This window comes from Streptomyces sp. NPDC056361 (assembly GCF_042262805.1).
Lineage (GTDB): Bacteria > Actinomycetota > Actinomycetes > Streptomycetales > Streptomycetaceae > Streptomyces.
Genome location: NZ_JBHJQI010000079.1, coordinates 1 through 20,451, shown reverse-complemented (window position 1 = coordinate 20,451; position 20,451 = coordinate 1). Strand labels below are relative to the sequence as shown.

Sequence of the window (20,451 nt, the reverse complement as noted above, 5' to 3'; positions counted from 1 at the left end):
GGCTACTTCGCGAGCGCCCGGCTGATCACCATGCGCTGGATCTCGCTGGTGCCCTCGAAGATCGTGTAGATGGCGGCGTCGCGGTGCATGCGCTCGACGGGGTACTCGCGGGTGTAGCCGTTGCCGCCGAGGATCTGGATGGCCTGGCCGGTGACCTGCTTGGCGACCTCGCTGGCGTAGAGCTTGGACATGGAGCCCTCGGCGGCCGTGAAGGGCTTGCCGGCGGTCGCCATCCACGAGGCGCGCCAGACCAGGAGGCGGGCGGCGTCGATCTGGGTGGCCATGTCGGCGAGCTGGAAGGCGACGCCCTGGTTCTCGATGATCGGGCGGCCGAACTGGACGCGGGTCTTCGCGTAGTCGAGGGCGACCTCGTACGCGGCGCGGGCGGTGCCGACCGCCATCGCGCCGACCGCCGGGCGGGAGGCCTCGAAGGTGGCCATGGCGGCGTTCTTCACGCGCTCGCCGCCCGCCTTGGCCTTCTCGCGGGCGCGGGCGAGGCGGTCGTCCAGCTTCTCCTTGCCGCCGAGGAGGCAGTGGCCGGGGACGCGGACGTCCTCCAGGACGACCTCGGCGGTGTGGGAGGCGCGGATGCCGTGCTTCTGGAACTTCTGGCCCTGGGACAGGCCGGGGGTGTTCGGCGGGACGATGAAGGAGGCGTGCCCCTTGGAGCCGAGCTCCGGGTCGACGACGGCGACGACGACGTGGACGTTGGCGATGCCGCCGTTGGTCGCCCAGGTCTTGGTGCCGTTGAGGACCCACTCGTCCTTGGCCTCGTCGTACACGGCCCGGGTGCGCATCGAGGCGACGTCGGAGCCGGCGTCGGGCTCGGAGGAGCAGAAGGCGGCGACCTTGACGTCGTTCGCGTCGCCGTACATCTGCGGGACCCAGGTGCCGATCTGCTCCTCGGTGCCGTTGGCGAGGACGCCGACGGCGGCGAGGCCGGTGCCGACGATGGAGAGGGCGATGCCGGCGTCGCCCCAGAAGAGCTCCTCCATCGCCATCGGGATGCCGAGGCCGGTCGGGTCGAAGAACTGCTGGGCGTAGAAGTCGAGGGAGTAGATGCCGAGCTTGGCGGCTTCCTGGATGATCGGCCAGGGAGTCTCCTCACGCTCGTCCCACTCGGCGGCCGCGGGGCGCATCACGTCGGCGGCGAAGCCGTGCAGCCAGTCGCGGACCTGCTTCTGGTCCTCGTTGAGTTCGAGCGTGAACTCGCCCATGTGCCCTCCCAGCGGTACGTTACTTGCGGTAACAGCAGTCTGTTACCGGTGGGTAGAGGCTGTCAACCAGCAGCGGAGCACTTCGGCCCGACCGGCACCGGATCCCGGCCGGGTGTTACGTTGCGACAGCCTCACGGAATCGCACGGGCGGGGAGACACGCTTATGGACATCGCACACCGGACCACCGACCGGCAGACGCCCGCCGAACAGCGACGCCGCGAACTGCTGGAGGCGGCGGACCGGGTGGTGCTCCGCGACGGCCCCAAGGCGTCCATGAACGCCATCGCGGCGGAGGCCGGCATCACCAAGCCGATCCTCTACCGGCACTTCGGCGACAAGGGCGGCCTCTACCGCGCCCTCGCGACCCGGCACACGGACGCGCTCCTCGCCGCCCTGCGGGCCGCGCTCGACGCCCCCGCCGACCGGCGCCGCCGCGTCGAGGCCACCCTCGACACCTACCTCGCCTCGATCGAGGCGATGCCCCAGGTCTACCGCTTCCTCATGCACCCGGCGGAGGAGTCGCACCAGGCCGAGCAGGGCTTCGACGTCGGCCGCCACTCGGCCCCGCTGCTCCGCCGCATGGGCGAGGAGCTGGGCCAGGTCATCGCCGAGCGCGTCGACCTCGGCCCCGCCGCCGAGGCCCAGGCCCGCATCTGGGGCCACGGCATCGTCGGCATGATGCACGCCGCCGGCGACTGGTGGCTCGGCGAGCGCCCCTGCTCCCGCGCCGACCTGGTCAAGAGCCTGGCCGACCTCCTGTGGGGCCGCCTGGCCGAGGCCGACGACCTCCCGGGCGGGCCCGGGTTCTGACCGCACCGGGCCGGACCGGGTTTCCCGGCCCGGCCGACCGGTCAGCCCTCCAGTACGGACGCCCGACCGCCCCACGACTGCTTGCGGATCGTGCGCAGGAGACGTGACTTCCGCCACCCCGTGACGTGGTCGGCGTAGACCCCGCCGTCGAGGTGGTCGACCTCGTGCTGGAGGCAGCGGGCGAAGAATCCGGTGCCCTCGATCCGTATCGGGGTGCCGTCCAGGCGTACGCCCTCGACGACCGCGCGGTCGTGGCGGGGCGTCGGCGCCTCCAGGCCCGGCAGCGAGAGGCAGCCCTCGGGGCCCCGGATCACGTCGCCGTCCGCCTCGACCAGGCGCGGGTTCACCACATGGCCGAGGTGACGGATCTCCTCGTCGTCGGGGCAGTCGTACACGAAGACCCGCAGGCCCACGCCGACCTGGTTCGCCGCCAGGCCCACGCCGTTCGCCGCGTACATCGTGGCGAACATGTCCTCGACGAGCCGGGCCAGTTCGGGTCCGAAGTCGGTGACGGGCGCGCAGGGTGTGTGCAGCACGGGGTCGCCGAGCAGAGTCATCGCTCGGACGAGGCCGGAACTGCCGGGGATGGGCCGGTTTCGCATGGCCGTAAGGGTACGGTCCCTGTGACCTCCCGGTTTCGGGCGGGCGCTCGACGGTGCCGCTGTTCGGGCTGCTGGCCGGATCTCGATAGGCTGAGCCCGGACCGACGCAAGGAGGAACAAGAACGATGTCAGGACACCCCGGTAATCCAGAGCCGCTGTCGCCGCGCGCCAAGCTGGCCGTGACGGCGGGCAAGGCCGCGGCCGCGGTGTCGCGTGCGGCGGGACGCGGCAGCGGGTCGGTGATCGGCGGCCGGGTGGCGCTGAAGCTCGACCCGGACCTGCTCGGCCGGCTCGCACAGCATCTGGACGTCGTCCTGGTGTCGGCGACGAACGGCAAGACGACCACGACCCGGCTGATCGCGGAGGCCCTGCGGGCCGCCGGGCCCGTGGTCTCCAACGCCCTCGGCGCCAACATGCCCGCGGGCATCACCTCGGCGCTGGCCGGCGGCTCCGAGTCCAAGTACGGCGTCATCGAGGTCGACGAGAAGTACCTCGCCGGCGTCGCCAGGGACACCACGCCCAAGGTGATCGCGCTGCTCAACCTCTCGCGCGACCAGCTCGACCGCGCCGCCGAGACCCGGATGCTCGCCGAGAAGTGGCGCGAGGGCCTCAACGGCACCAAGGCCGTGGTCGTCGCCAACGCCGACGACCCGCTGATCGTGTGGGCCGCCTCCTCCTCCCCCAACGTGGTGTGGGTCGCCGCCGGCCAGGAGTGGAAGGACGACGCCTGGTCGTGCCCCGCCTGCGGCGGTGTGATGCAGCGCCCGGGCGACGACTGGTTCTGCGGCGAGTGCGGCTTCCGCCGTCCCGCGCCGAGCTGGGCGCTCAGCGGCGACCACGTGCTCGACCCGCACGGTTCGGCCTGGCCGATCCGCCTTCAGCTGCCCGGCCGCGCCAACAAGGCGAACGCCGCCACCTCGGCCGCCGTCGCCGCCGTCTTCGGCGTGCCGCCGCAGGTCGCCCTGGAGCGGATGTACCAGGTGCAGGCCGTCGCCGGACGCTACGACGTGGTCTCCTTCCAGGGCCGCGACCTGCGTCTGCTGCTCGCGAAGAACCCGGCAGGCTGGCTCGAAACGTTTTCCCTCATCGACGGGCCGCCCGCCCCGGTGATCCTCTCCGTCAACGCGCGCGGCGCCGACGGCACGGACACCTCGTGGCTGTGGGACGTGGACTACGGCCGGCTCGCCGGCCACCCGATCATGGTGATCGGCGACCGCCGGCTCGACCTGGCGGTCCGGCTGGAGGTCGCGGGTGTCGACTTCCGCGTCTGCGACACGCTGGACGAAGCCGTCACGATGGCCCCGCCCGGGCAGATCGAGCTGATCGCCAACTACACCGCGTTCCAGGACGTCCGCCGCCGCGTCGGCAACTGACCCGTAGAGGACTTGCAGCATGAGTGACAGCAGCCTGCGCCTGGTCTGGGTCTACCCGGACCTGCTCAGCACCTACGGCGACCAGGGCAACGTGCTCGTCGTCCAGCGCCGCGCCGAGCAGCGCCGCCTCAGCGTCGAGCGCGTCGACGTCCGCAGCGACCAGCCCGTCCCGACCTCCGGCGACATCTACCTGATCGGCGGCGGCGAGGACCGTCCGCAGCGGCTCGCGGCCGAGCGGCTGCTCCGCGACGGCGGCCTGTCCCGGGCCGCCTCCAACGGCGCGATCATCTTCTCGGTCTGCGCCGGCTACCAGATCCTGGGGCACGAGTTCATCAACGACGTCGGCGAGCGGCAGGCGGGCCTCGGCCTGCTCGACGTCACCACGACCCGCGGCGAGGGCGCCCGCTGCGTCGGCGACGTCCTCGCGGACATCGACCCGCGCCTCGGCCTCCCCCAGCTGACCGGTTTCGAGAACCACCAGGGCATCACCCATCTCGGCCCGACGGCCCGGCCGTTCGCCCGGACCGTCTTCGGCAACGGCAACGGCACCGGCGACGGCACCGAGGGCGCGTACAGCGACACCGTCTTCGGTACGTACATGCACGGCCCCGTCATGGCGCGGAACCCGCAGATCGCGGACCTGCTCCTGAAGCTGGCCCTCGACGTGAACGCGCTGCCGCCGACCGACGACCGGTGGTACGAGGCGCTGCGCGCCGAGCGCATCGCGGCGGCCACCCAGCCCGCCTGAGTCACCCCGGGGGCCTCCCCCGGCCAATGCAGTTGCCTTTGAGCTGTGGAGATCGTTGCCCTGCGTGTGACGGGGTGGGGCGCGGGCCGGCGGGTGCGGATCGGGATCCTGACGAAGGTGTTCACCGCCGAGGTGGTGGACGCGGCGATAGCCAAGCACGACCGGGCCGAGCGGCGGCGCCGTCTCCTGCCGGCTCGGCTGGTCGTGTACTTCGTCCTGGCCCTGTGCCTGTTCGCCCGGGAGTCGTACGAGGAGGTGCTGCGGGTGCTGACCAGCGGCATCCCGGGCAGCCGGGCCCTCGCGCGGGTGAACCGGTCATCGTTGTGCCGGGCCCGCGCCCGCCTCGGGAGGGCGTGCTGGAGACCGTGTTCCGCCAGGTGGCCGGCCCGCTCGCCACCAGGGGCACGCCGGGCGCGTGGTGGCGAGGTCTGCGGCTCCTCGCCCTGGACGGCACTCAGTTCGATCTTCCGGATTCGACGAGCAACGGCGACACCTTCGACGGCCCCTCCGCCACCGGCGGCGTCCCCTTCGGGTTCCCCCAGGTCAGGGCGGTGGTCCTGGCCGAGGTCGGAAGGCACGGAGTCCTCGATGCCCGCCTCGGCGGTTACCGCGATGGCGAACGCGGCCTCGCTTACCCGCTGGCCGGCTCCACCGGCCCCGGCGACCCGGTCATCGCCGACCGCGGCTTCTGGTCGGTCGAGTTCGCTCACGTCTTCACCATGGCGGGCGCGGATCTGCTGGTCAGGCTCCAGTCCAACCACCTGGGCACCGCCCAGGAAGAACTTCCGGACGGCTCGTACCCGTCGATGGCGCGACCGGGAAAGGACGTCCGGCTCCGAGCCGCGCGAGAGGGCCGAACGCTGCCCCGGCACGTGATCTACCGGGTCATCGCCTTCGCCAAGGGCGACAAGGTCGCCTATCTGGGCACGACGCTGCTGGATCCCGAGCAGTATCCGGCCGACGAGCTGGTCGCGCTCTACCGGGAACGCTGGGAGATCGAGCTCGCCTTCGACGAGATCAAGAACCACCTCGGCCCGGGCGGGCCGATCAGGTCGCGCACACCGGAAGGCGTCCGACAGGAACTGTGGGCCTACCTCGCGGTCCACCACGCGATCCGCCAGTTCGCCCACACGGCCGCGCTCGCCCGCCCGACGGTGGACGCCGACCGTGTCTCTTACCTGAAGTGCGTCCGCATCGTCCGCCGCAGCATTCCGTCCCAGCTCGGAGCGACCGCCACCAAGCTCACCCGCTCCTTTGCCGAGGCCGGGCGGGAGGCACGTGCACGCCTTCTCAGGGGAACCCGAGCCTCGCCACCACCTAAGGAGTAGGTGACGAGGGACCGAGAATGACGATCGGCTCCTCGGCTCGGGCCCGGGCGAGGGCAGCGGCGGCCTCTACCTCGTCGCGGGTCCCACGACGGCGCCAAGGGCCGCAGCGCGTCGGGGCTGCGGGCTCAGGTCAGCCGATCCAGTCTCGGAATCGGGCGTGGGATGGTCCGCATGTGCCGTCGGCCAAGGCGTCCTCGTAAGCCTGCCGGGCTACTGCTTCCCTCTCTTCTGCCGAAGTGCCGCCGGACACGAGGGACCCTGAGCCGACTGCGTAGGTCGTGCATCGTGGATAGACCGGCTGAACGGCGTACCACCCGAAGGCGACGACGGCAGCCAGCGTGGCCAGGGTGATGAAGCGGCGTCTGGGTGCGTGGAAGAACGGGTTGATCACCTATGGATGGTACGGAGCGTGTCTGACCTGCCGGCCCGCGCCCTACTCCGTCACGGACAGGGCGACGATCCCCCTCAACTCAAAGGCAACTGCATTGGCCTCCCCCGGCCCCTCGTACGAAGGTACGTTGTCCACTGTGCGGACATCCGGTTCGGCCCCGCCACCCTGCGGCGATAGGGTGGCGGGGATCCAGCCGGACGACGTGGTCCGGGAGTCGGCCCACGTTGCAAAGGTTTTTGGGCTATGCGCATTGGCGTGCTCACCTCCGGCGGAGACTGCCCCGGTCTGAACGCTGTCATCCGTTCCGTCGTGCACCGCGCCGTCGTCGACCACGGCGACGAGGTCATCGGCTTCCACGACGGGTGGAGGGGCCTCCTGGAGTGCGACTACAGGAAGCTCGACCTCGACGCGGTCGGCGGCATCCTGGCCCGGGGCGGCACCATCCTCGGTTCCTCGCGGGTCCAGCCCGCGCACCTGGTCGGCGGTGTCGAGCGGGCCAAGGGCCACGTCGCCGACCTGGGGCTCGACGCGATCATCCCGATCGGCGGCGAGGGCACCCTGAAGGCGGCGAACCTGCTCTCCGAGGCCGGCCTCCCGATCGTCGGCGTCCCGAAGACGATCGACAACGACATCGCCTCCACCGACGTCACCTTCGGCTTCGACACCGCCGTGACCGTGGCCACCGAGGCCCTCGACCGCCTGAAGACCACCGCCGAGTCGCACCAGCGGGTCCTCGTCGTCGAGGTCATGGGCCGTCACACCGGCTGGATAGCGCTGCACTCCGGCATGGCCGCCGGCGCGCACGCCGTGGTCGTCCCCGAGCGCCCCTTCGACATCGACGAGCTGACCGCCCGGGTCGGCGAGCGCTTCGAGGCCGGCAAGCGGTTCGCGATCGTGGTCGTCGCCGAGGGCGCGAAGCCGGCCGAGGGCTCGATGGACTTCAAGACCGCCGGCACCGACATCTACGGCCACGAGCGCTTCACCGGCATCGCCAACCAGCTCTCCGTGGAGCTGGAGCGGCGCCTCGGCAAGGAGGCCCGGCCGGTCATCCTGGGCCACGTCCAGCGCGGCGGCACCCCCACCGCGTACGACCGCGTCCTCGCGACCCGCTTCGGCTGGCACGCGGTCGAGGCGGCGCACCGGGGCGAGTTCGGCATGCTGACCGCGCTGCGCGGCACCGAGATCACGATGGTCCCGCTGGCCCAGGCCGTGGAGACCCTCAAGACGGTCCCCGCCGACCGCTACGCCGAGGCGGAGTGCGTGCTCTGACGACTCCCGTGCGTGACATCCGCCCCCGGTCGAGGTCGCGACCGGGGGCGGTTCTAGTCTGGTGCGGACAACAAGCGCGAATCGGGCTCCAGGAGTGTACGGATGGATCACAGCGGGCACGGCATGACCACGGATCTGCCGCCGTTCACGCTGGGCCGGGGCCTGGAGTTCTCTCCCGACCTCTTCTTCCTGATCGGCTGCCTCACGGCACTCGGTCTGTACGGATGGGGCGTGGCGCGGCTGCGGCGGCGCGGGGACGCCTGGCCGGTGAGCCGGACGGTGTTCTTCACCGTCGGCGTGCTGTCCGTCGCCCTGATGATGTGCACCAAGCTCAACGACTACGGCATGGTCATGTTCAGCGTGCACATGGTGCAGCACATGGTGATCTCCATGCTGTCGCCGATCCTGCTGCTGCTCGGTGCGCCGGTGACGCTCGCGCTGCGGGCGCTCCCGGTGGCCGGCCGGGGCTCGCTCGGACCGCGTGAGCTGCTCCTGAAGCTGCTGCACAGCCGGTACATGAAGGTCATCACGCACCCGGCGTTCACGATCTCGATGTTCATCGCGAGCCTCTACGGGCTGTACTTCTCGCCGCTCTTCGACTTCCTGATGGGCTCGAAGGCGGGGCACATCGGGATGATGGTGCACTTCCTGATGGTGGGCCTGGTCTTCTTCTGGCCGATCATGGGCGTCGACCCGGGCCCGCACCGGCCGGGCTACGTGATGCGGATGCTGGAGCTGTTCGCGGGGATGCCGTTCCACGCCTTCTTCGGCATCGCGATGATGATGGCGACCCAACCGCTGGTGGAGGCGTACGAGAACCCGCCGGCCTCGCTCGGGATCGACGCGCTCGCCGACCAGAGCGCGGCGGGCGGCATCGCCTGGGCGTTCAGCGAGATCCCGTCGGTGATCGTCCTGATCGCGCTGGTCTACCAGTGGTACCACTCCGAGCAGCGGCAGGCCGTCCGCAAGGACCGGGCCGCCGACCGCGACGGGGACAAGGAGCTGGAGGCGTACAACGCGTACCTGGCCTCGCTCCGGAGTCGCTGACCGGAGTCGCCGACTCCCCGCGGACCGCTTCCGGGTCCGGTGCCGTCCACGGCGCCGGGCCCGGTGTCGTATACCGGCGCACGCCGGAGCGTCCGGGGAGTAGCGCGCGCCCCTCTCCCGGGGTCACGATGGCAGGGACGGCTTCCACGGCCCCTGGTCGGGAGGAGGGCGGACGCGTGTCCGGTCCCACGAAGACGATGACGGTGCTCACCTGCGCCGCGCTGGTGCTCACGACGGCCTACACGGTGGCGCTCGGCAGCAGCGGCTGGCTCTGGTTCGGCCTGGTGCTGCTGGTCGTGGCCACGATCGGCATGGCCGCGGCGGACAGCTCGGAACCGCCCGCCCCCGCCCCGCGCCCCCGCCCACCGGGACGCCCCGGCCCGACGCAGCCCTGAACGCCGCCGGCGCCGCCGGCTCCGACCCGCCGGACGGGCCTCAGGCCCGCGGTGCGAGGACCACCCAGACCTGGCCGGGGGCGAAGGCGAGCGGTGCGCCGGCCGGGGTCGTGAAGGTGGTGCCCGAGGCAGCCGTGGGGCGGGACCAGCGGGCCTCGTGGGCGCGGCCGTCGCGCAGGACGAGCGCGGTGCCGCTGCCGACGGTCTCGCTGTACGGGGAGACCGAGCCGAACCGGTCGTGGAACCGGGACGGCCGGATGGTGACGCGCTGGACGACCACCGTGGCGGGCCCGAGGGGTCCCGTGTCGGTGGCGCGGGCCTCGCGGCCGTCCATGGCCACCCGCCAGGCGCGGTCGGCGGCGGACCAGGTGAAGGTGTAGCGCGCCGCCGGGAAGCGGACGGTCGAGGTCTGGACCGGGGTGCCGCCGGCCGGCGCGGGCCCGAAGCGGAAGCCGATGTCCCGGGCGTCGTCGGAGCCCGGGGCCGTGGCGAGCGCCCGGGCGGGACGCAGGTAGAGGTTGTGCGGGGCGGGCCGGTCGGACGAGCGCCGGAAGGCCCGGGGCGCGGTGGTCTCCGTGACGAGGTCGAGGGGCGCGGCCCGCAGCAGGGGGTTCAGGGCGGACTGCGCGCCGGAGTAGGCGAGGACGGGCCGTCCGAAGTCGCCGAGGAGCGCGATGTCGGACTCGCGGGCGCTGCGGACCGGCCCGGTGAGCTCGGGGAGGTGGGAGGAGTAGACGGCCAGGAGGCGGGTGACCCCGCCCTCGACCTGTTCGACGTAGACGAGGTCGGCGGCGCCGAGCCCGGTGTGGGGGCGGGCCGCGGGCACGTTGTCGAGCTTCACGGCCAGGACGGGGGCGGGGCGCGCGGGCAGCCCGGTGAAGGGCGACCGGCCGGTGGACGCCGGGGGCGGGGACGTGGGCGCCGCGGACGTGGTGGCGGGCGCGGGCGTCGGCACGGGGCTCGGCTCCGGCGGGCCCGAGTCGGAGCAGCCGTACAGCCCGGCCGCCGTCACCGCGCACAACAGGGCGGTGAGGACGCGGCCGGGGCGCCTGGCTCCGCGCTCGCCTGTCATGTGACGCTCCCCCACCAGTGGACCACGGGGCCGCGCACGGATACAACGGGGCTTGACGACGACGAACGGGGGTCGCGGGTGTTCTACCACCTGATGAAGCACGTACTGCTCGGACCGCTCCTGAGGCTGTTGTTCAGACCGCGGATCGAGGGGCTGGAGCACATCCCGGAGGAGGGCGCGGCGATCGTCGCGGGCAACCACCTCTCCTTCTCCGACCACTTCCTGATGCCGGTGGTGCTCGACCGGCGGATCACCTTCCTCGCCAAGCAGGAGTACTTCACCGGTCCGGGGCTCAAGGGGCGGCTGACGGCCGCGTTCTTCCGGGCCGCCGGGCAGATCCCGGTGGACCGCTCCGGTAAGGAGGCCGGGCAGGCGGCGATCCGCGAGGGGCTCGGCGTGCTGGCGAAGGGCGAGCTGCTCGGCATCTACCCGGAGGGGACCCGCTCGCACGACGGGCGCCTCTACAAGGGCAAGGTGGGGGTGGCGGTGATGGCGCTGACCGCCGGTGTGCCGGTGGTGCCGTGCGCGATGGTCGGCACGTTCGAGATCCAGCCGCCGGGGAAGGTCGTGCCGAGGATCCGCCGCGTCACCATCCGGTTCGGCGCGCCGCTGGACTTCTCCCGGTTCGCGGGTTCGGCGGACGAGCGTGCCGTGGTGCGCGCGGTGACGGACGAGATCATGTACGAGATCCTGCGCCTGTCCGGGCAGGAGTACGTCGACGACTACGCGGCGGTGGTCAAGGCCGCCGAGGCGGCGGACGGCGGCGCCCCGCGGAAGTTCCCCCGCCGGGAACGCTGAGGGCGGATCCGCGCACGGCGCAATCGCTTGGGCCGCCCGTCCCGGTGCCTCTAGCGTCGCGATCATGACCAAGGGAAACGCGTTCGTGCTGGGTGCGTCGGGACAGGTGGGGCGGGCGGCCGTACGGGCCCTCGTCGCGGACGGCTGGGAGGTGACGGCCGCCTCGCGGGGCGGCGGCAGGGACGGGCGGTGGCCCGACGAGGTCCGTACGGCGCGGCTCGACCGCACCGAGGAGGGGGCGCTCGCGGCGGCGCTCGGCGACGGCTGCGACGTGCTCGTCGACATCGTCGCCTACGACGGCGCGCACGGACGGCAGTTGACCGGGCTCGCCGACCGGATCGGCTCGGCGGTCGTGGTGTCGAGCGGCGCGGTCTACGAGGACGACGAGGGCCGCAGCTTCGACACCCAGGACCGGCCGGACGGCTTCCCCGCCTTCCCGGTGCCGGTCGCGGAGGACTGGCGGACGGTCGCGCCCGGCGACTCCACGTACAGCACGCGGAAGGTGGCCCTGGAGCGGGAGCTGCTCGCGGCGGGCGACGCGCTGCCGACGACGCTGCTGCGGGCCGGCGCGATCCACGGGCCGTACTGCCCTGGCCCGCGCGAGCTGTGGTTCGTGAAGCGGGCGCTCGACGGGCGCCCGGTGCGCCCGCTCGCGTACGGCGGTGCCTCGCGGTTCCACCCGGCGCACGTCGACAACCTCGCGGAACTCGTCCGGCTCGCGGCGGCGCGGCCGGGCAGCCGGGTCCTGAACGGCGCCGACCCCGAGGCGCCGACGGTGGCGGAGATCGGGGCCGCGATCGACGCGGTCGTGGGGGTGGAGAGCGAGGCGGTGCCGTTCGAGGGGCCGCCGGAGGGCGTCGTGGGGCTCACCCCGTGGACGGCGGAGCACCCGGTGGTCTACGACATGGCCGCGGCCGAGCGGGAGTTGGGGTACCGGCCGGTGGTGTCCTACGCGGCGTCGCTGCCGGAGACGGTGGCGTGGCTCACCGGGCACCTGGCGGACCGTGACTGGCGGGAGGCGTTCCCCGGCCTCGCGAAGTACGGGGTGGACTTCTTCGACTACGCGGCGGAGGACGCCTGGCTGGCCTCCTCGGCCCGGTAGCCGGGACGACAGGAGGGGCGGGGCCGTCGGACGGCCCCGCCCCTCCCTCAGGTCGCTGTGCCGGGTGCTACGGCTGCGGAGTGGCGTGCGGGGCGCACGTCTGGTCCGTGGCGTCGAGCTTGCCGGTCAGCAGGTAGTCCTCGACCTTGGGGTTGAGGCACGGGTTCACGAGGCCGGTGATGCCGTGCGAGCCGGCGTCCTTCTCCGTGATCAGGCGCGAGCCCTTGAAGCGCTTGTGCAGCTCGACGGCGCCCTCGTACGGGGTGGCGGCGTCACGCTCGGACTGGGTGATGAGCACGGGCGGCAGGCCCTTGTTGGTCTTCACCACGACCGGGCGCTGGCTCGGGGCGGCCCAGGTCGCGCAGGGCAGGTTCATCCACGCGTTCGACCAGGTCATGAAGGGGTACTGCTCGTGGAGGCGGGAGTTGTCCCGGTCCCACTTCTTCCAGCTGGTCGGCCAGGGGGCGTCGGCGCACTCGACCGCGGTGTAGACGGCGTTGCCGTTCTCCGCGGAGATGTTGCCGGCGGTGTCCGTGAGGTCCGCGGCGGCGTTGTCGATCAGCGGCTGCGGGTCGCCCGCGGCGTACGCGCTCCAGGCCTCGGCCACGGGGGCCCACATGGAGTCGTAGTACGGGGCGTTCTGGAAGAAGCCGATGAGCTCGGCCGGGCCGACCTTGCCGCCGAGGGGCGCCTTCTTGGCGTCGGCGCGCAGGGTGTCCCACTGCGCGCGGACCTCGTCGAGGGTGTCGCCGAGGTGGTAGGTGGCGTCGTGCTGGGCGACCCAGGTCATCCAGTCCGTGAGCCGGCCCTCGAAGGCGATGTCCTGGCCGAGGTTGGCCTCGTACCAGATGGAGCGGGTCGAGGGGTTCACGACGCTGTCCAGGACCATGCGGCGGACGTGCGTCGGGAACAGGGTGCCGTAGACCGCGCCGAGGTACGTGCCGTACGAGACGCCGACGAAGTTCAGCTTCTTCTCGCCGAGCGCCGCGCGGACGACGTCGAGGTCGCGGGCCGTGTTGGGCGTGGTCATGAAGGGCAGCATGTCGCCGCTCTTCTCGGCGCAGCCCTTGGCGTACTCCGCGGCGAGCTTGCGCTGCGCCTGCTTGTCGGCCTCGCTGTCCGGGACCGGGTCGAGCTTGGGGCCCTTGACGAACTCGGTCGGGTCGACACAGGAGATGGGGGCCGAGTGGCCGACGCCGCGCGGGTCGAAGCCCACGAAGTCGTAGGCCTTGGCGGCGCCCGCCCAGATCTTGTTCTTGGTGGTGACCCGGCGCGGGAAGCGCATGCCGGAGCCGCCGGGGCCGCCCGGGTTGTAGAGCAGGGCGCCCTGGCGCTCGGCGGGGGTGCCGGTCGCGTTGATGCGGTCGACCGCGATCTTGATCTTCTTGCCGTTGGGCTTGGCGTAGTCGACCGGGACGGTGACCCAGCCGCACTGGATCGGCTTCTCCAGGCCCCAGTCGGCGGGGCAGTCCTGCCAGTCGATGCCCGTCTGGGCGGCGCGCGCGGCGGCGACGGCGACGCCGATCGACTCCGCGTCACGCAGGTGCCGGCTGTCGGCGTTCGCCACCGGCGCGGCGATGGCGCCGGCGACCAGCGTGCCGGCTATCAGCGTGCCGGCCGAGCCGAGCATGGCTGTACGTCTCAAATGGTCCTCCCCCAGGGTGGGCGCCGCCCCCGTGGCGGCGCCGCGTATCGGGTTGTCCGGGGGATCCTTTCGTCCTTGGGGCCCACGATGAAAGAGCGAACGTGTGTTTCTTTGCCGAACCAATAACCGGAGAGGTGTGTACCGCTGAGCGGAGAGGTGTCGGAGCCGGTCAGAAGGGGGCGAGCTCGGCCAGGACCGCGTCGAGGACCCCGCGGAGCGCGAGGGCGTCCGGGGCGACGGCCGTGGCGAGGGCGGCGGGCCCGGCGAGCGGGGTGACGACAGCGTGTTCCCCGATCGGCCGGGACTCCACCGGCTTCGCGACGAAGGCCGGGTCGACGACGAGGAGTTGACCGGTGGCCCGGTGATCGCCGAGGACCGCGCCGCCGTCCCAGCCGCCCGGCGCGCCCGGGCCGAAGGCCAGCTCCTGGTCGAGCAGCGGGCGGCCGGCCCGGCGGACGGTGAGCCGGGTGACGAGGGTGCCGGGCGGTTCGCCGTGCCGGCCGAGGATCTGCTCCTCGCGCAGGACGAGCCTGGCCGTGGGGGCGAGTTCGACCGTGGTCCGCATCCGCAGCTCCGAGCCGTGCACGGAGACCAGCTGCTCGGGCAGCCAGCGGAGCACGGCCTCCTCGCCGACGGAGATCCGGACGTCGTACGCGGCCGGCTCGCCGCTCCGGCCCGGCAGGGCGAGGGTGGCGGCGGCCGCGTCGACCAGGAGCCGTGCCCCGTCCCGCACTTCGGTCTCGATCGCGAGCCGGTCGCCGCCGAGCGGGGCGCTCATCGCCCCGACGACGGTGACCCTGGTGTACGGTCCCGCCGCCCGGGTGCGGCGCAGGGCGAGGGGCCCGTCGCTCACCAGGAGCGGCAGCCCTCCGTCGGCGGTGGCGGCGATCCGCGCGGTGGCGCTCAGGCTCACGCGGTCCATGCCCCGAGTCGGGCCCGGACCCAGTCGGCGACGGGGCCGATGCCGTTCTCGGCGCGCAGTGAGGTGAAGGCGACGGGCAGTTCGCCGCGCTGCTCCTCGGCGTCGCGGGCCATCCGCGCCAGGTCGGAACCGACGTAGGGGGCGAGATCGGTCTTGTTGATCACGAGGAGGTCGGCGGTGGTGACGCCGGGACCGCCCTTGCGCGGGATGTCGTCGCCGCCGGCCACGTCGATGACGAAGATCTGGGCGTCGACGAGCCCCTTGGAGAAGGTGGCGGTGAGGTTGTCGCCGCCGGACTCGACGAGGATCAGATCGAGCGGGCCGACGGCGTCCTCCAGCTCCTCGACGGCTTCGAGGTTGGCGGAGATGTCGTCGCGGATCGCCGTGTGCGGGCAGGCGCCGGTCTCCACCGCCTGGATCCGCTCGGGCGGCAGGACGGCGTTGCGGAGCAGGAACTCGGCGTCCTCGCGGGTGTAGATGTCGTTGGTGACGACGGCGAGGGAGAGGGTGTCGCGCAACACCCGGCAGAGCGCGGCGACGGTCGCGGTCTTGCCGGAGCCGACGGGTCCGCCGAGTCCGATGCGCAGGGCGCGGCGGGTGCCGTCGGGGCGGTGGGCGTCGGCGGAGACGGCGCCGTGGTGGGTGTGGCCGTGGTCGAGGTGCATGGGGCGGCTCCGTTGGGTCGGGCGGGTCAGGACGCGAAGAGGCGGACGGGCCAGGCCGCGTGCTGTTCGGCGGTGAGGTCGAGCAGGGGCGCGGAGGCGGCGGGCAGCGCGTCGACGCCCTGCCGGGCCGCGGCGACCGCGCGCTCGGCGACCGCGTCCATCTCGGGCGCCAAGCGGGCCAGGACGGCGGTGGCCTGGTAGGGGTCGAGGCCGAGGAGTCGCACGACGGCGGTCGCGGGACCGCCGACCGTCTCGTACGCGACGCAGTGCGCGGCGTCCTCGGGGCCGAGTCCGGCGGCTCCGGCGGTGGCGCCGAGGACGACGGGCTGGTGTGCGCCGCGCGGGAACGCGGCTGCCAGCGCGTCGAGTTCGGGACTCGGCCAGGTCGCGCGGGCGGCCCGCATGAGCTGGCGGCCGAGCCTGCGGGCGGCGGCGCGGAGGGCGGGCGAGGGGGTGCGGGCGTCGGCGGCCGCGTCGAGCTCGTGCGGGTCGAGGCCGTGCGCCGCCCCGGCGGCGAGGGCGGCGGAGGTGAGGCCCGTGGTGTGCAGCCGGCCGCGGCAGAACGCCTCCAGGCCGGCGGCGTCCGTGATGCGGCCGGCCCGGACGGCCGCCTCGGCGCCGCCGGAGTGGGCGTGCCCGCCGGCGGGGAACCGCCCGTCGGCGAGCACGAGAAGAGCCGATCGTGAGGTCATCGGAGGCCCCCTCAGAAGAGGAAGTAGCGCTGGGCCATGGGCAGTTCGGTGGCGGGTGCGGGTTCGACCGGCTCACCGTCGATGGTCACCGAGAAGGTGTCGGCGTCGACCTCGACCCGGGGCAGGGCGTCGTTCTCGCGCATGTCGGCCTTGGTGATCCGCCGGGTGGAGCCGATGGCGGTGAACTCCTTGTGCAGCCCGAGCCTCCGGGGCAGGTCGTCCTCGATCGCCGCCTGTGCGACGAAGTTGACCGACCCGGCCGCGGCGGCACGGCCGAGCGCGCCGAACATCGGGCGGGGCAGCACCGGCTGGGGCGTCGGGATGGAGGCGTTGGCATCGCCCATCTGCGCGTACGCGATCTGGCCGCCCTTGACGACGACGAGCGGCTTCACCCCGAAGAAGGCCGGCTCCCACAGGACCAGGTCGGCGAGCTTGCCGGGCTCGACCGAGCCGATGAGGTGGTCCATGCCCTGGGCGACGGCCGGGTTGATCGTGTACTTGGCGACGTAGCGGCGGGCCCGGTGGTTGTCGGCGCGGCCGTCGCCGGGCAGCGCGCCGCGCCGCTTCTTCATGACGTGGGCGGTCTGCCAGGTGCGCATGATCACCTCGCCGATCCGGCCCATGGCCTGGGAGTCGGAGGAGATGATCGAGATCGCGCCCAGGTCGTGGAGGATGTCCTCGGCGGCGATGGTCGAGGGCCGGATGCGGGACTCCGCGAAGGCGAGGTCCTCGGGGACGGCCGGGTTGAGGTGGTGGCAGACCATCAGCATGTCGAGGTGTTCCTCGATGGTGTTGACGGTGTGCGGCCGGGTCGGGTTGGTCGAGCTGGGCAGGACGTACGGCTCGCCGACGACGGAGATGATGTCGGGGGCGTGCCCGCCGCCGGCGCCCTCCGTGTGGTACGCGTGGACGGTGCGGCCGGCGATGGCGGCGAGGGTGTCCCCGACGAAACCGGCTTCGTTCAGGGTGTCGGTGTGGATGGCGAGCTGGGCGCCGGTCTCCTCGCAGACGCCCAGGCAGGCGTCGATGACGGCGGGCGTGGCACCCCAGTCCTCGTGGATCTTGAAACCGAGGGCGCCGCCGCGCAGTTGGGAGTACATCGCGTCCCGGGACATCGTGTTGCCCTTGCCGAGCAGGCCGATGTTGACGGGGAAGGTGTCCAGGGCCTCGAACATCCGGGCCATGTGCCAGGGGCCCGGCGTGATCGTGGTCGCCTTGGTGCCCTCGGCCGGTCCGGTGCCGCCGCCGACGAGGGTGGTGACACCGGTGGCGAGGGCCTGTTCGACGACGGTCGGCGAGATGAAGTGGACGTGGGCGTCGACGGCACCCGCGGTCACGATCCGGCCGTTGCCGACGATGACCTCCGTCTCGGGGCCGATGACGAGGTCGGGGTGGACGCCGTCCATGGTGTCGGGGTTGCCGGCCTTGCCTAGCGCGGCGATCCGGCCGTCCCGGATGCCGATGTCGGCCTTGACGACGCCCCAGTGGTCGATCACCACGGCGCCGGTGATCACCGTGTCGGGGGCGCCTTCGGCGCGCGTGGTCCGCGCCTGGCCCATCGACTCGCGGACGACCTTGCCGCCGCCGAAGACCGCCTCCTCTCCGGCGCGCCCGGGGCCGCCGCAGCGGTCCTCCTCGATCTCGACGAGGAGATCGGTGTCGGCGAGGCGGATGCGGTCGCCGGTCGTGGGGCCGAACAGGTCGGCGTACACGGCACGGTGGAGGTCAGGCACGGTCGCCGTCCTTGTGCTCGTCGGTGGCGTCGAGGGGGCCCGCGGTCCCGCCGCGCAGGCCGGGCACGATCCGGCGGCCGGCCAGGGGGACGAGCTCGACCTCGACGGGGATGCCGGGCTCGAAGCGGACGGCGGTCCCGGCCGCGATGTGCAGGCGCTGCCCGTGCGCGGCGGCGCGGTCGAACGCGAGGCCGGGGTTGACCTCGGCGAAGTGGTAGTGGGAGCCGACCTGGACGGGGCGGTCGGCGGCGTTGAGCACGGTGAGGCGGGTGACGGGGCGGCCCTCGTTGAGGGTGACGGGACCGTCCCCGTACAGGATCTCTCCGGGGATCATCTGCGGCCGCCCGTCAGACGATGGGGTCGTGGACGGTGACGAGCTTGGTGCCGTCCGGGAAGGTGGCCTCGACCTGGACGTCGTGGATCATCTCCGGGATGCCGTCCATGACCTCGTCACGGGTGAGCACCTTGCGTCCGGAGGCCATCAGCTCCGCGACGGTCCGTCCGTCCCTGGCGCCTTCCAGGATGTGGGAGGTCACGAGCGCGACGGCCTCGGGGTGGTTGAGGCGGACCCCCCGGGCCCGGCGCTTCTCGGCCACGTCGGCCGCCACATGGATGAGCAGGCGTTCCTGTTCGTGCGGGCTCAGTTGCACTCTTCCACCTCACAGTCGTCGACCGGGACGGAACCCGGACAGCTGCGGACCCTACCGACCGTCAACACCGTGTTGAACTGAGGAGATGCGGTGAGCGGCCGGAGATTGCACGTTAGGGCGGAAGTTTTTCCGGCTCGTTAACTGCGCCTTTGCATTTACATGATCATCCGATCGGGTCGACCCCTTGGGGTGCGTCCGCGCCCGTGGGCGCGGTCGGGGTCGCGTCCGACGGCACGGACATCGACATCAGCCCGCGCAGGCCGTCCTCCAGGACCTCGACGGCCACGTCGCCGAAGAGCGCCTGCTGGGCGATGAAGCCCTGCGCGGTGGCGATGAGGGTGCGGGCCACGTGGTCGGCGGGGACGTCGGCGTGGAGGAGACCGCTCTCGCGGTAGGCGTTCACCAGCGTGGTCCAGGCGGCCCGCATGCCCTCGTAGCCGTCCGCGAGGGTCTCGGCCAGCTGCTCGTTGCGCAGGGTCTCCGTCCACACCTGGATGATCAGGCGCGCGAAGGCCTGCCGGTCGGCGCCCTTGATCCGCTCCTCCAGGAAGAGGCGGAGCACCGCACCGAGGAGGACGTCGGGCGTGGGCGGCGGGGTGGCGCGGGAGGCCTCCTCGAAGGCACCGCGGATCGCCGTGAAGGCCTCGGTCGCGATGGCCGCGATCAGCTCCTCCTTGCCGCGGAAGTAGCGGTAGACCGCGCCGGCGGACAGGCCGACCTCGGCGAGCACGTCCTGCATGGACGTGGCGTGGAAGCCGGTGCGGGCGAAGCAGCGCGCGGCGCCGTCGAGGATCTGCCGCCGCCGGGCGTCGAGGTGTTCCTGGGAGACACGTGCCATGCCCCGAAACCTAAAACGAATATTCATTCTTGACAACCGCCAGGCGGCGGCGCACAGTGACCGACGTAAAACGAACGATCCTTCTCTTTGAATCGAGACCGTCATGCCCACCGCCACCGCCCCCTCGCCCGCCGCGGGGCGCAAGACCCTCGCGGTGCTCGTACTCATACCGGTCGTCGCCGCCCTCGCCCTCTGGGTCTTCGCCTGGCCGGCCACCCGGATCGCCCCCCGCGACCTGCCGATCGGCGTGGCCGGACCGGCCGCCGCGGCCGACGCCGTGGAGCGCGGGCTCGGCCGGCACGAAGGGGCCTTCGAGATCCACCGCTACGCCGACGGGGACGCCGCCCGGTCCGCCGTCGAGGCCCGCGACGTATACGGCGCCGTGGTCGTCACCCCCGGCGGTACGCAGCTCCTGACCGCGTCCGCGGGGAGCCCCGTCGTCGCCGGGCTGCTGCGCGAGGCGGTGGCCGCACAGGCGCCGGCGGGGTCGCCGGTCCAGGTCACGGACGTGGTCGCCGCACCGGCGGGCGACCCCCGCGGCGCCGCCTTCGGCGCGAGCCTGCTGCCCCTCGCCCTCGTCGGGGCGGCCACCGGGGTCGCCACCGTCCTGCTCGGCCTGCGCGGGTCCAGGGCGGTCGCCACCCTGATCGGCGCCGCGGCGCTCGCCGGGATCGTGGGCGCGGCGCTCGCCGACAGCTGGCTCGGCGTGCTGGCCGGCGCCTGGTGGGCCGAGGCCGGGGTCCTCGGCCTGACCGTCCTGGCGATCGGCGCGACCTTCGCGGGGCTCGCCACCCTGCTCGGCAAGCCCGGCTTCGGACTGTCGGCCGTGCTGACGATCCTGCTCGGCAACGCGTTCTCGGGCATGTCGAGCGCTCCGGAGATGCTGCCCGCCGGCATCGGCGCCCTCGGCCAGTGGCTGCCGCCGGGCGCCGGCGGCTCGGCCCTCCGCTCGGTGTCCGCCTTCGACGGGGCTGCGGCCGGCGGGCCGCTCCTCGTCCTCTCCCTCTGGGCGGCGGCGGGCCTGACCGCGACCCTGCTCGGCGCCCGCCGGAGCGGGGCGACGGCAACCCCGGCGCCCGCCCCCGCACCCGCACTCGCGGGCTGAGCCCCTCCCCCGGAAAGACCGCGTGCCCCCGACCGTGACGGTCGGGGG

The 20,451-nt window shown here is 72.9% G+C and carries 21 protein-coding genes and 1 pseudogene; 11 read left to right on the top strand and 11 right to left on the bottom strand.

Annotated elements, in window-relative coordinates:
* Positions 1–2: 2 nt before the first annotated feature.
* On the bottom strand, positions 3–1,217 hold the full coding sequence (locus tag ACFCY7_RS24445; RefSeq protein WP_376488173.1) for an acyl-CoA dehydrogenase family protein: 1,215 nt from the start codon (positions 1,215–1,217) through the stop codon (positions 3–5).
* Positions 1,218–1,380: 163 nt separating this feature from the next.
* Between ACFCY7_RS24445 and ACFCY7_RS24440 the strand changes: the two genes are divergently transcribed.
* Positions 1,381–2,028, top strand: coding sequence for a TetR family transcriptional regulator (locus ACFCY7_RS24440; RefSeq protein ID WP_367821765.1), 648 nt, complete (start codon positions 1,381–1,383; stop codon positions 2,026–2,028).
* Positions 2,029–2,069: 41 nt separating this feature from the next.
* Here the strand turns inward: ACFCY7_RS24440 and def are convergent, their stop codons facing one another.
* Entirely contained in the window at positions 2,070–2,630 is a 561-nt protein-coding gene (gene def, locus ACFCY7_RS24435) for a peptide deformylase (protein WP_376488172.1), read from the bottom strand.
* Positions 2,631–2,755: 125 nt separating this feature from the next.
* Here def and ACFCY7_RS24430 point away from each other — a divergent pair, with 125 nt between their 5' ends.
* From ACFCY7_RS24430 to ACFCY7_RS24400, 7 genes and pseudogenes are all read left to right on the top strand, one after another.
* Positions 2,756–4,003 (top strand): MurT ligase domain-containing protein, encoded by a 1,248-nt coding sequence (locus ACFCY7_RS24430; RefSeq protein WP_366301060.1) that lies wholly within the window; start codon positions 2,756–2,758, stop codon positions 4,001–4,003.
* A 19-nt stretch (positions 4,004–4,022) separates the two neighbouring features.
* Positions 4,023–4,751 (top strand): type 1 glutamine amidotransferase, encoded by a 729-nt coding sequence (locus ACFCY7_RS24425; protein ID WP_376488171.1) that lies wholly within the window; start codon positions 4,023–4,025, stop codon positions 4,749–4,751.
* 45 nt (positions 4,752–4,796) lie between these two features.
* Positions 4,797–5,048: pseudogene (locus ACFCY7_RS24420) on the top strand (transposase domain-containing protein); the annotation flags it as partial.
* A gap of 56 nt (positions 5,049–5,104) precedes the next feature.
* Positions 5,105–6,079: an IS4 family transposase gene (locus tag ACFCY7_RS24415; protein WP_376488170.1), complete on the top strand. Its 975-nt coding sequence runs from the start codon at positions 5,105–5,107 to the stop codon at positions 6,077–6,079.
* A 634-nt stretch (positions 6,080–6,713) separates the two neighbouring features.
* A complete protein-coding gene (locus ACFCY7_RS24410; RefSeq protein ID WP_376488169.1) occupies positions 6,714–7,739 on the top strand; it encodes a 6-phosphofructokinase in 1,026 nt (341 codons plus the stop codon).
* Between the two features lie 102 nt (positions 7,740–7,841).
* Positions 7,842–8,786 (top strand): cytochrome c oxidase assembly protein, encoded by a 945-nt coding sequence (locus tag ACFCY7_RS24405; protein WP_376488168.1) that lies wholly within the window; start codon positions 7,842–7,844, stop codon positions 8,784–8,786.
* A 176-nt stretch (positions 8,787–8,962) separates the two neighbouring features.
* The gene (locus ACFCY7_RS24400; protein WP_376488189.1) at positions 8,963–9,181 is read left to right on the top strand and encodes a hypothetical protein; all 219 of its coding nucleotides are present in this window, start codon (positions 8,963–8,965) and stop codon (positions 9,179–9,181) included.
* A gap of 40 nt (positions 9,182–9,221) precedes the next feature.
* Here the strand turns inward: ACFCY7_RS24400 and ACFCY7_RS24395 are convergent, their stop codons facing one another.
* Positions 9,222–10,253, bottom strand: a complete 1,032-nt coding sequence (locus tag ACFCY7_RS24395; protein ID WP_376488167.1) for a DUF3048 domain-containing protein — start codon at positions 10,251–10,253, stop codon at positions 9,222–9,224.
* Between the two features lie 78 nt (positions 10,254–10,331).
* On the opposite strand from ACFCY7_RS24395, the gene ACFCY7_RS24390 reads away from it, so the two are divergent.
* Positions 10,332–11,051 (top strand): lysophospholipid acyltransferase family protein, encoded by a 720-nt coding sequence (locus ACFCY7_RS24390; protein ID WP_376488166.1) that lies wholly within the window; start codon positions 10,332–10,334, stop codon positions 11,049–11,051.
* Positions 11,052–11,115: 64 nt separating this feature from the next.
* Positions 11,116–12,153, top strand: a complete 1,038-nt coding sequence (locus ACFCY7_RS24385; RefSeq protein ID WP_376488165.1) for an NAD-dependent epimerase/dehydratase family protein — start codon at positions 11,116–11,118, stop codon at positions 12,151–12,153.
* A gap of 67 nt (positions 12,154–12,220) precedes the next feature.
* Here ACFCY7_RS24385 and ACFCY7_RS24380 read toward each other — a convergent pair whose 3' ends face one another.
* From ACFCY7_RS24380 to ACFCY7_RS24345, 8 genes are all read right to left on the bottom strand, one after another.
* On the bottom strand, positions 12,221–13,798 hold the full coding sequence (locus ACFCY7_RS24380; RefSeq protein WP_376488164.1) for an alpha/beta hydrolase: 1,578 nt from the start codon (positions 13,796–13,798) through the stop codon (positions 12,221–12,223).
* Between the two features lie 169 nt (positions 13,799–13,967).
* Positions 13,968–14,711: an urease accessory protein UreD gene (locus ACFCY7_RS24375; protein WP_376488188.1), complete on the bottom strand. Its 744-nt coding sequence runs from the start codon at positions 14,709–14,711 to the stop codon at positions 13,968–13,970.
* A complete protein-coding gene (gene ureG, locus ACFCY7_RS24370) occupies positions 14,708–15,385 on the bottom strand; it encodes an urease accessory protein UreG (RefSeq protein ID WP_376488163.1) in 678 nt (225 codons plus the stop codon). The genes ACFCY7_RS24375 and ureG overlap by 4 nt, the downstream gene beginning before the upstream one ends.
* Positions 15,386–15,411: 26 nt before the next feature.
* Positions 15,412–16,077 carry an urease accessory protein UreF gene (locus tag ACFCY7_RS24365; RefSeq protein ID WP_376488162.1) on the bottom strand — a complete coding sequence of 222 codons (666 nt, stop codon included), beginning with the start codon at positions 16,075–16,077 and terminating at the stop codon, positions 15,412–15,414.
* A gap of 11 nt (positions 16,078–16,088) precedes the next feature.
* Complete coding sequence (locus tag ACFCY7_RS24360) at positions 16,089–17,810, bottom strand: urease subunit alpha (RefSeq protein WP_376488161.1); 1,722 nt, start codon at positions 17,808–17,810, stop codon at positions 16,089–16,091.
* On the bottom strand, positions 17,803–18,144 hold the full coding sequence (locus tag ACFCY7_RS24355) for an urease subunit beta (RefSeq protein ID WP_376488160.1): 342 nt from the start codon (positions 18,142–18,144) through the stop codon (positions 17,803–17,805). Before ACFCY7_RS24355 ends, ACFCY7_RS24360 begins: the two co-directional genes overlap by 8 nt.
* 13 nt (positions 18,145–18,157) lie before the next feature.
* Positions 18,158–18,460: an urease subunit gamma gene (locus tag ACFCY7_RS24350; RefSeq protein ID WP_017241412.1), complete on the bottom strand. Its 303-nt coding sequence runs from the start codon at positions 18,458–18,460 to the stop codon at positions 18,158–18,160.
* 163 nt (positions 18,461–18,623) lie between these two features.
* Entirely contained in the window at positions 18,624–19,298 is a 675-nt protein-coding gene (locus ACFCY7_RS24345) for a TetR/AcrR family transcriptional regulator (RefSeq protein ID WP_376488159.1), read from the bottom strand.
* A gap of 103 nt (positions 19,299–19,401) precedes the next feature.
* Between ACFCY7_RS24345 and ACFCY7_RS24340 the strand changes: the two genes are divergently transcribed.
* Entirely contained in the window at positions 19,402–20,403 is a 1,002-nt protein-coding gene (locus tag ACFCY7_RS24340; protein WP_376488158.1) for an ABC transporter permease, read from the top strand.
* Positions 20,404–20,451: the final 48 nt, after the last annotated feature.

Bases quoted from the DNA above. Each gene is read 5' to 3' on its own strand.
- ACFCY7_RS24355 (WP_376488160.1), bottom strand. From the start codon at position 18,144: ATGATCCCCGGAGAGATCCTGTACGGGGACGGTCCCGTCACCCTCAAC.
- ACFCY7_RS24340 (WP_376488158.1), top strand. From the start codon at position 19,402: ATGCCCACCGCCACCGCCCCCTCGCCCGCCGCGGGGCGCAAGACCCTC.
- ACFCY7_RS24345 (WP_376488159.1), bottom strand. From the start codon at position 19,298: ATGGCACGTGTCTCCCAGGAACACCTCGACGCCCGGCGGCGGCAGATC.
- ACFCY7_RS24440 (WP_367821765.1), top strand. From the start codon at position 1,381: ATGGACATCGCACACCGGACCACCGACCGGCAGACGCCCGCCGAACAG.
- def (WP_376488172.1), bottom strand. From the start codon at position 2,630: ATGCGAAACCGGCCCATCCCCGGCAGTTCCGGCCTCGTCCGAGCGATG.
- ACFCY7_RS24395 (WP_376488167.1), bottom strand. From the start codon at position 10,253: ATGACAGGCGAGCGCGGAGCCAGGCGCCCCGGCCGCGTCCTCACCGCC.
- ACFCY7_RS24405 (WP_376488168.1), top strand. From the start codon at position 7,842: ATGGATCACAGCGGGCACGGCATGACCACGGATCTGCCGCCGTTCACG.
- ACFCY7_RS24425 (WP_376488171.1), top strand. From the start codon at position 4,023: ATGAGTGACAGCAGCCTGCGCCTGGTCTGGGTCTACCCGGACCTGCTC.
- ACFCY7_RS24445 (WP_376488173.1), bottom strand. From the start codon at position 1,217: ATGGGCGAGTTCACGCTCGAACTCAACGAGGACCAGAAGCAGGTCCGC.
- ACFCY7_RS24410 (WP_376488169.1), top strand. From the start codon at position 6,714: ATGCGCATTGGCGTGCTCACCTCCGGCGGAGACTGCCCCGGTCTGAAC.
- ACFCY7_RS24365 (WP_376488162.1), bottom strand. From the start codon at position 16,077: ATGACCTCACGATCGGCTCTTCTCGTGCTCGCCGACGGGCGGTTCCCC.
- ACFCY7_RS24385 (WP_376488165.1), top strand. From the start codon at position 11,116: ATGACCAAGGGAAACGCGTTCGTGCTGGGTGCGTCGGGACAGGTGGGG.
- ACFCY7_RS24430 (WP_366301060.1), top strand. From the start codon at position 2,756: ATGTCAGGACACCCCGGTAATCCAGAGCCGCTGTCGCCGCGCGCCAAG.
- ureG (WP_376488163.1), bottom strand. From the start codon at position 15,385: ATGCACCTCGACCACGGCCACACCCACCACGGCGCCGTCTCCGCCGAC.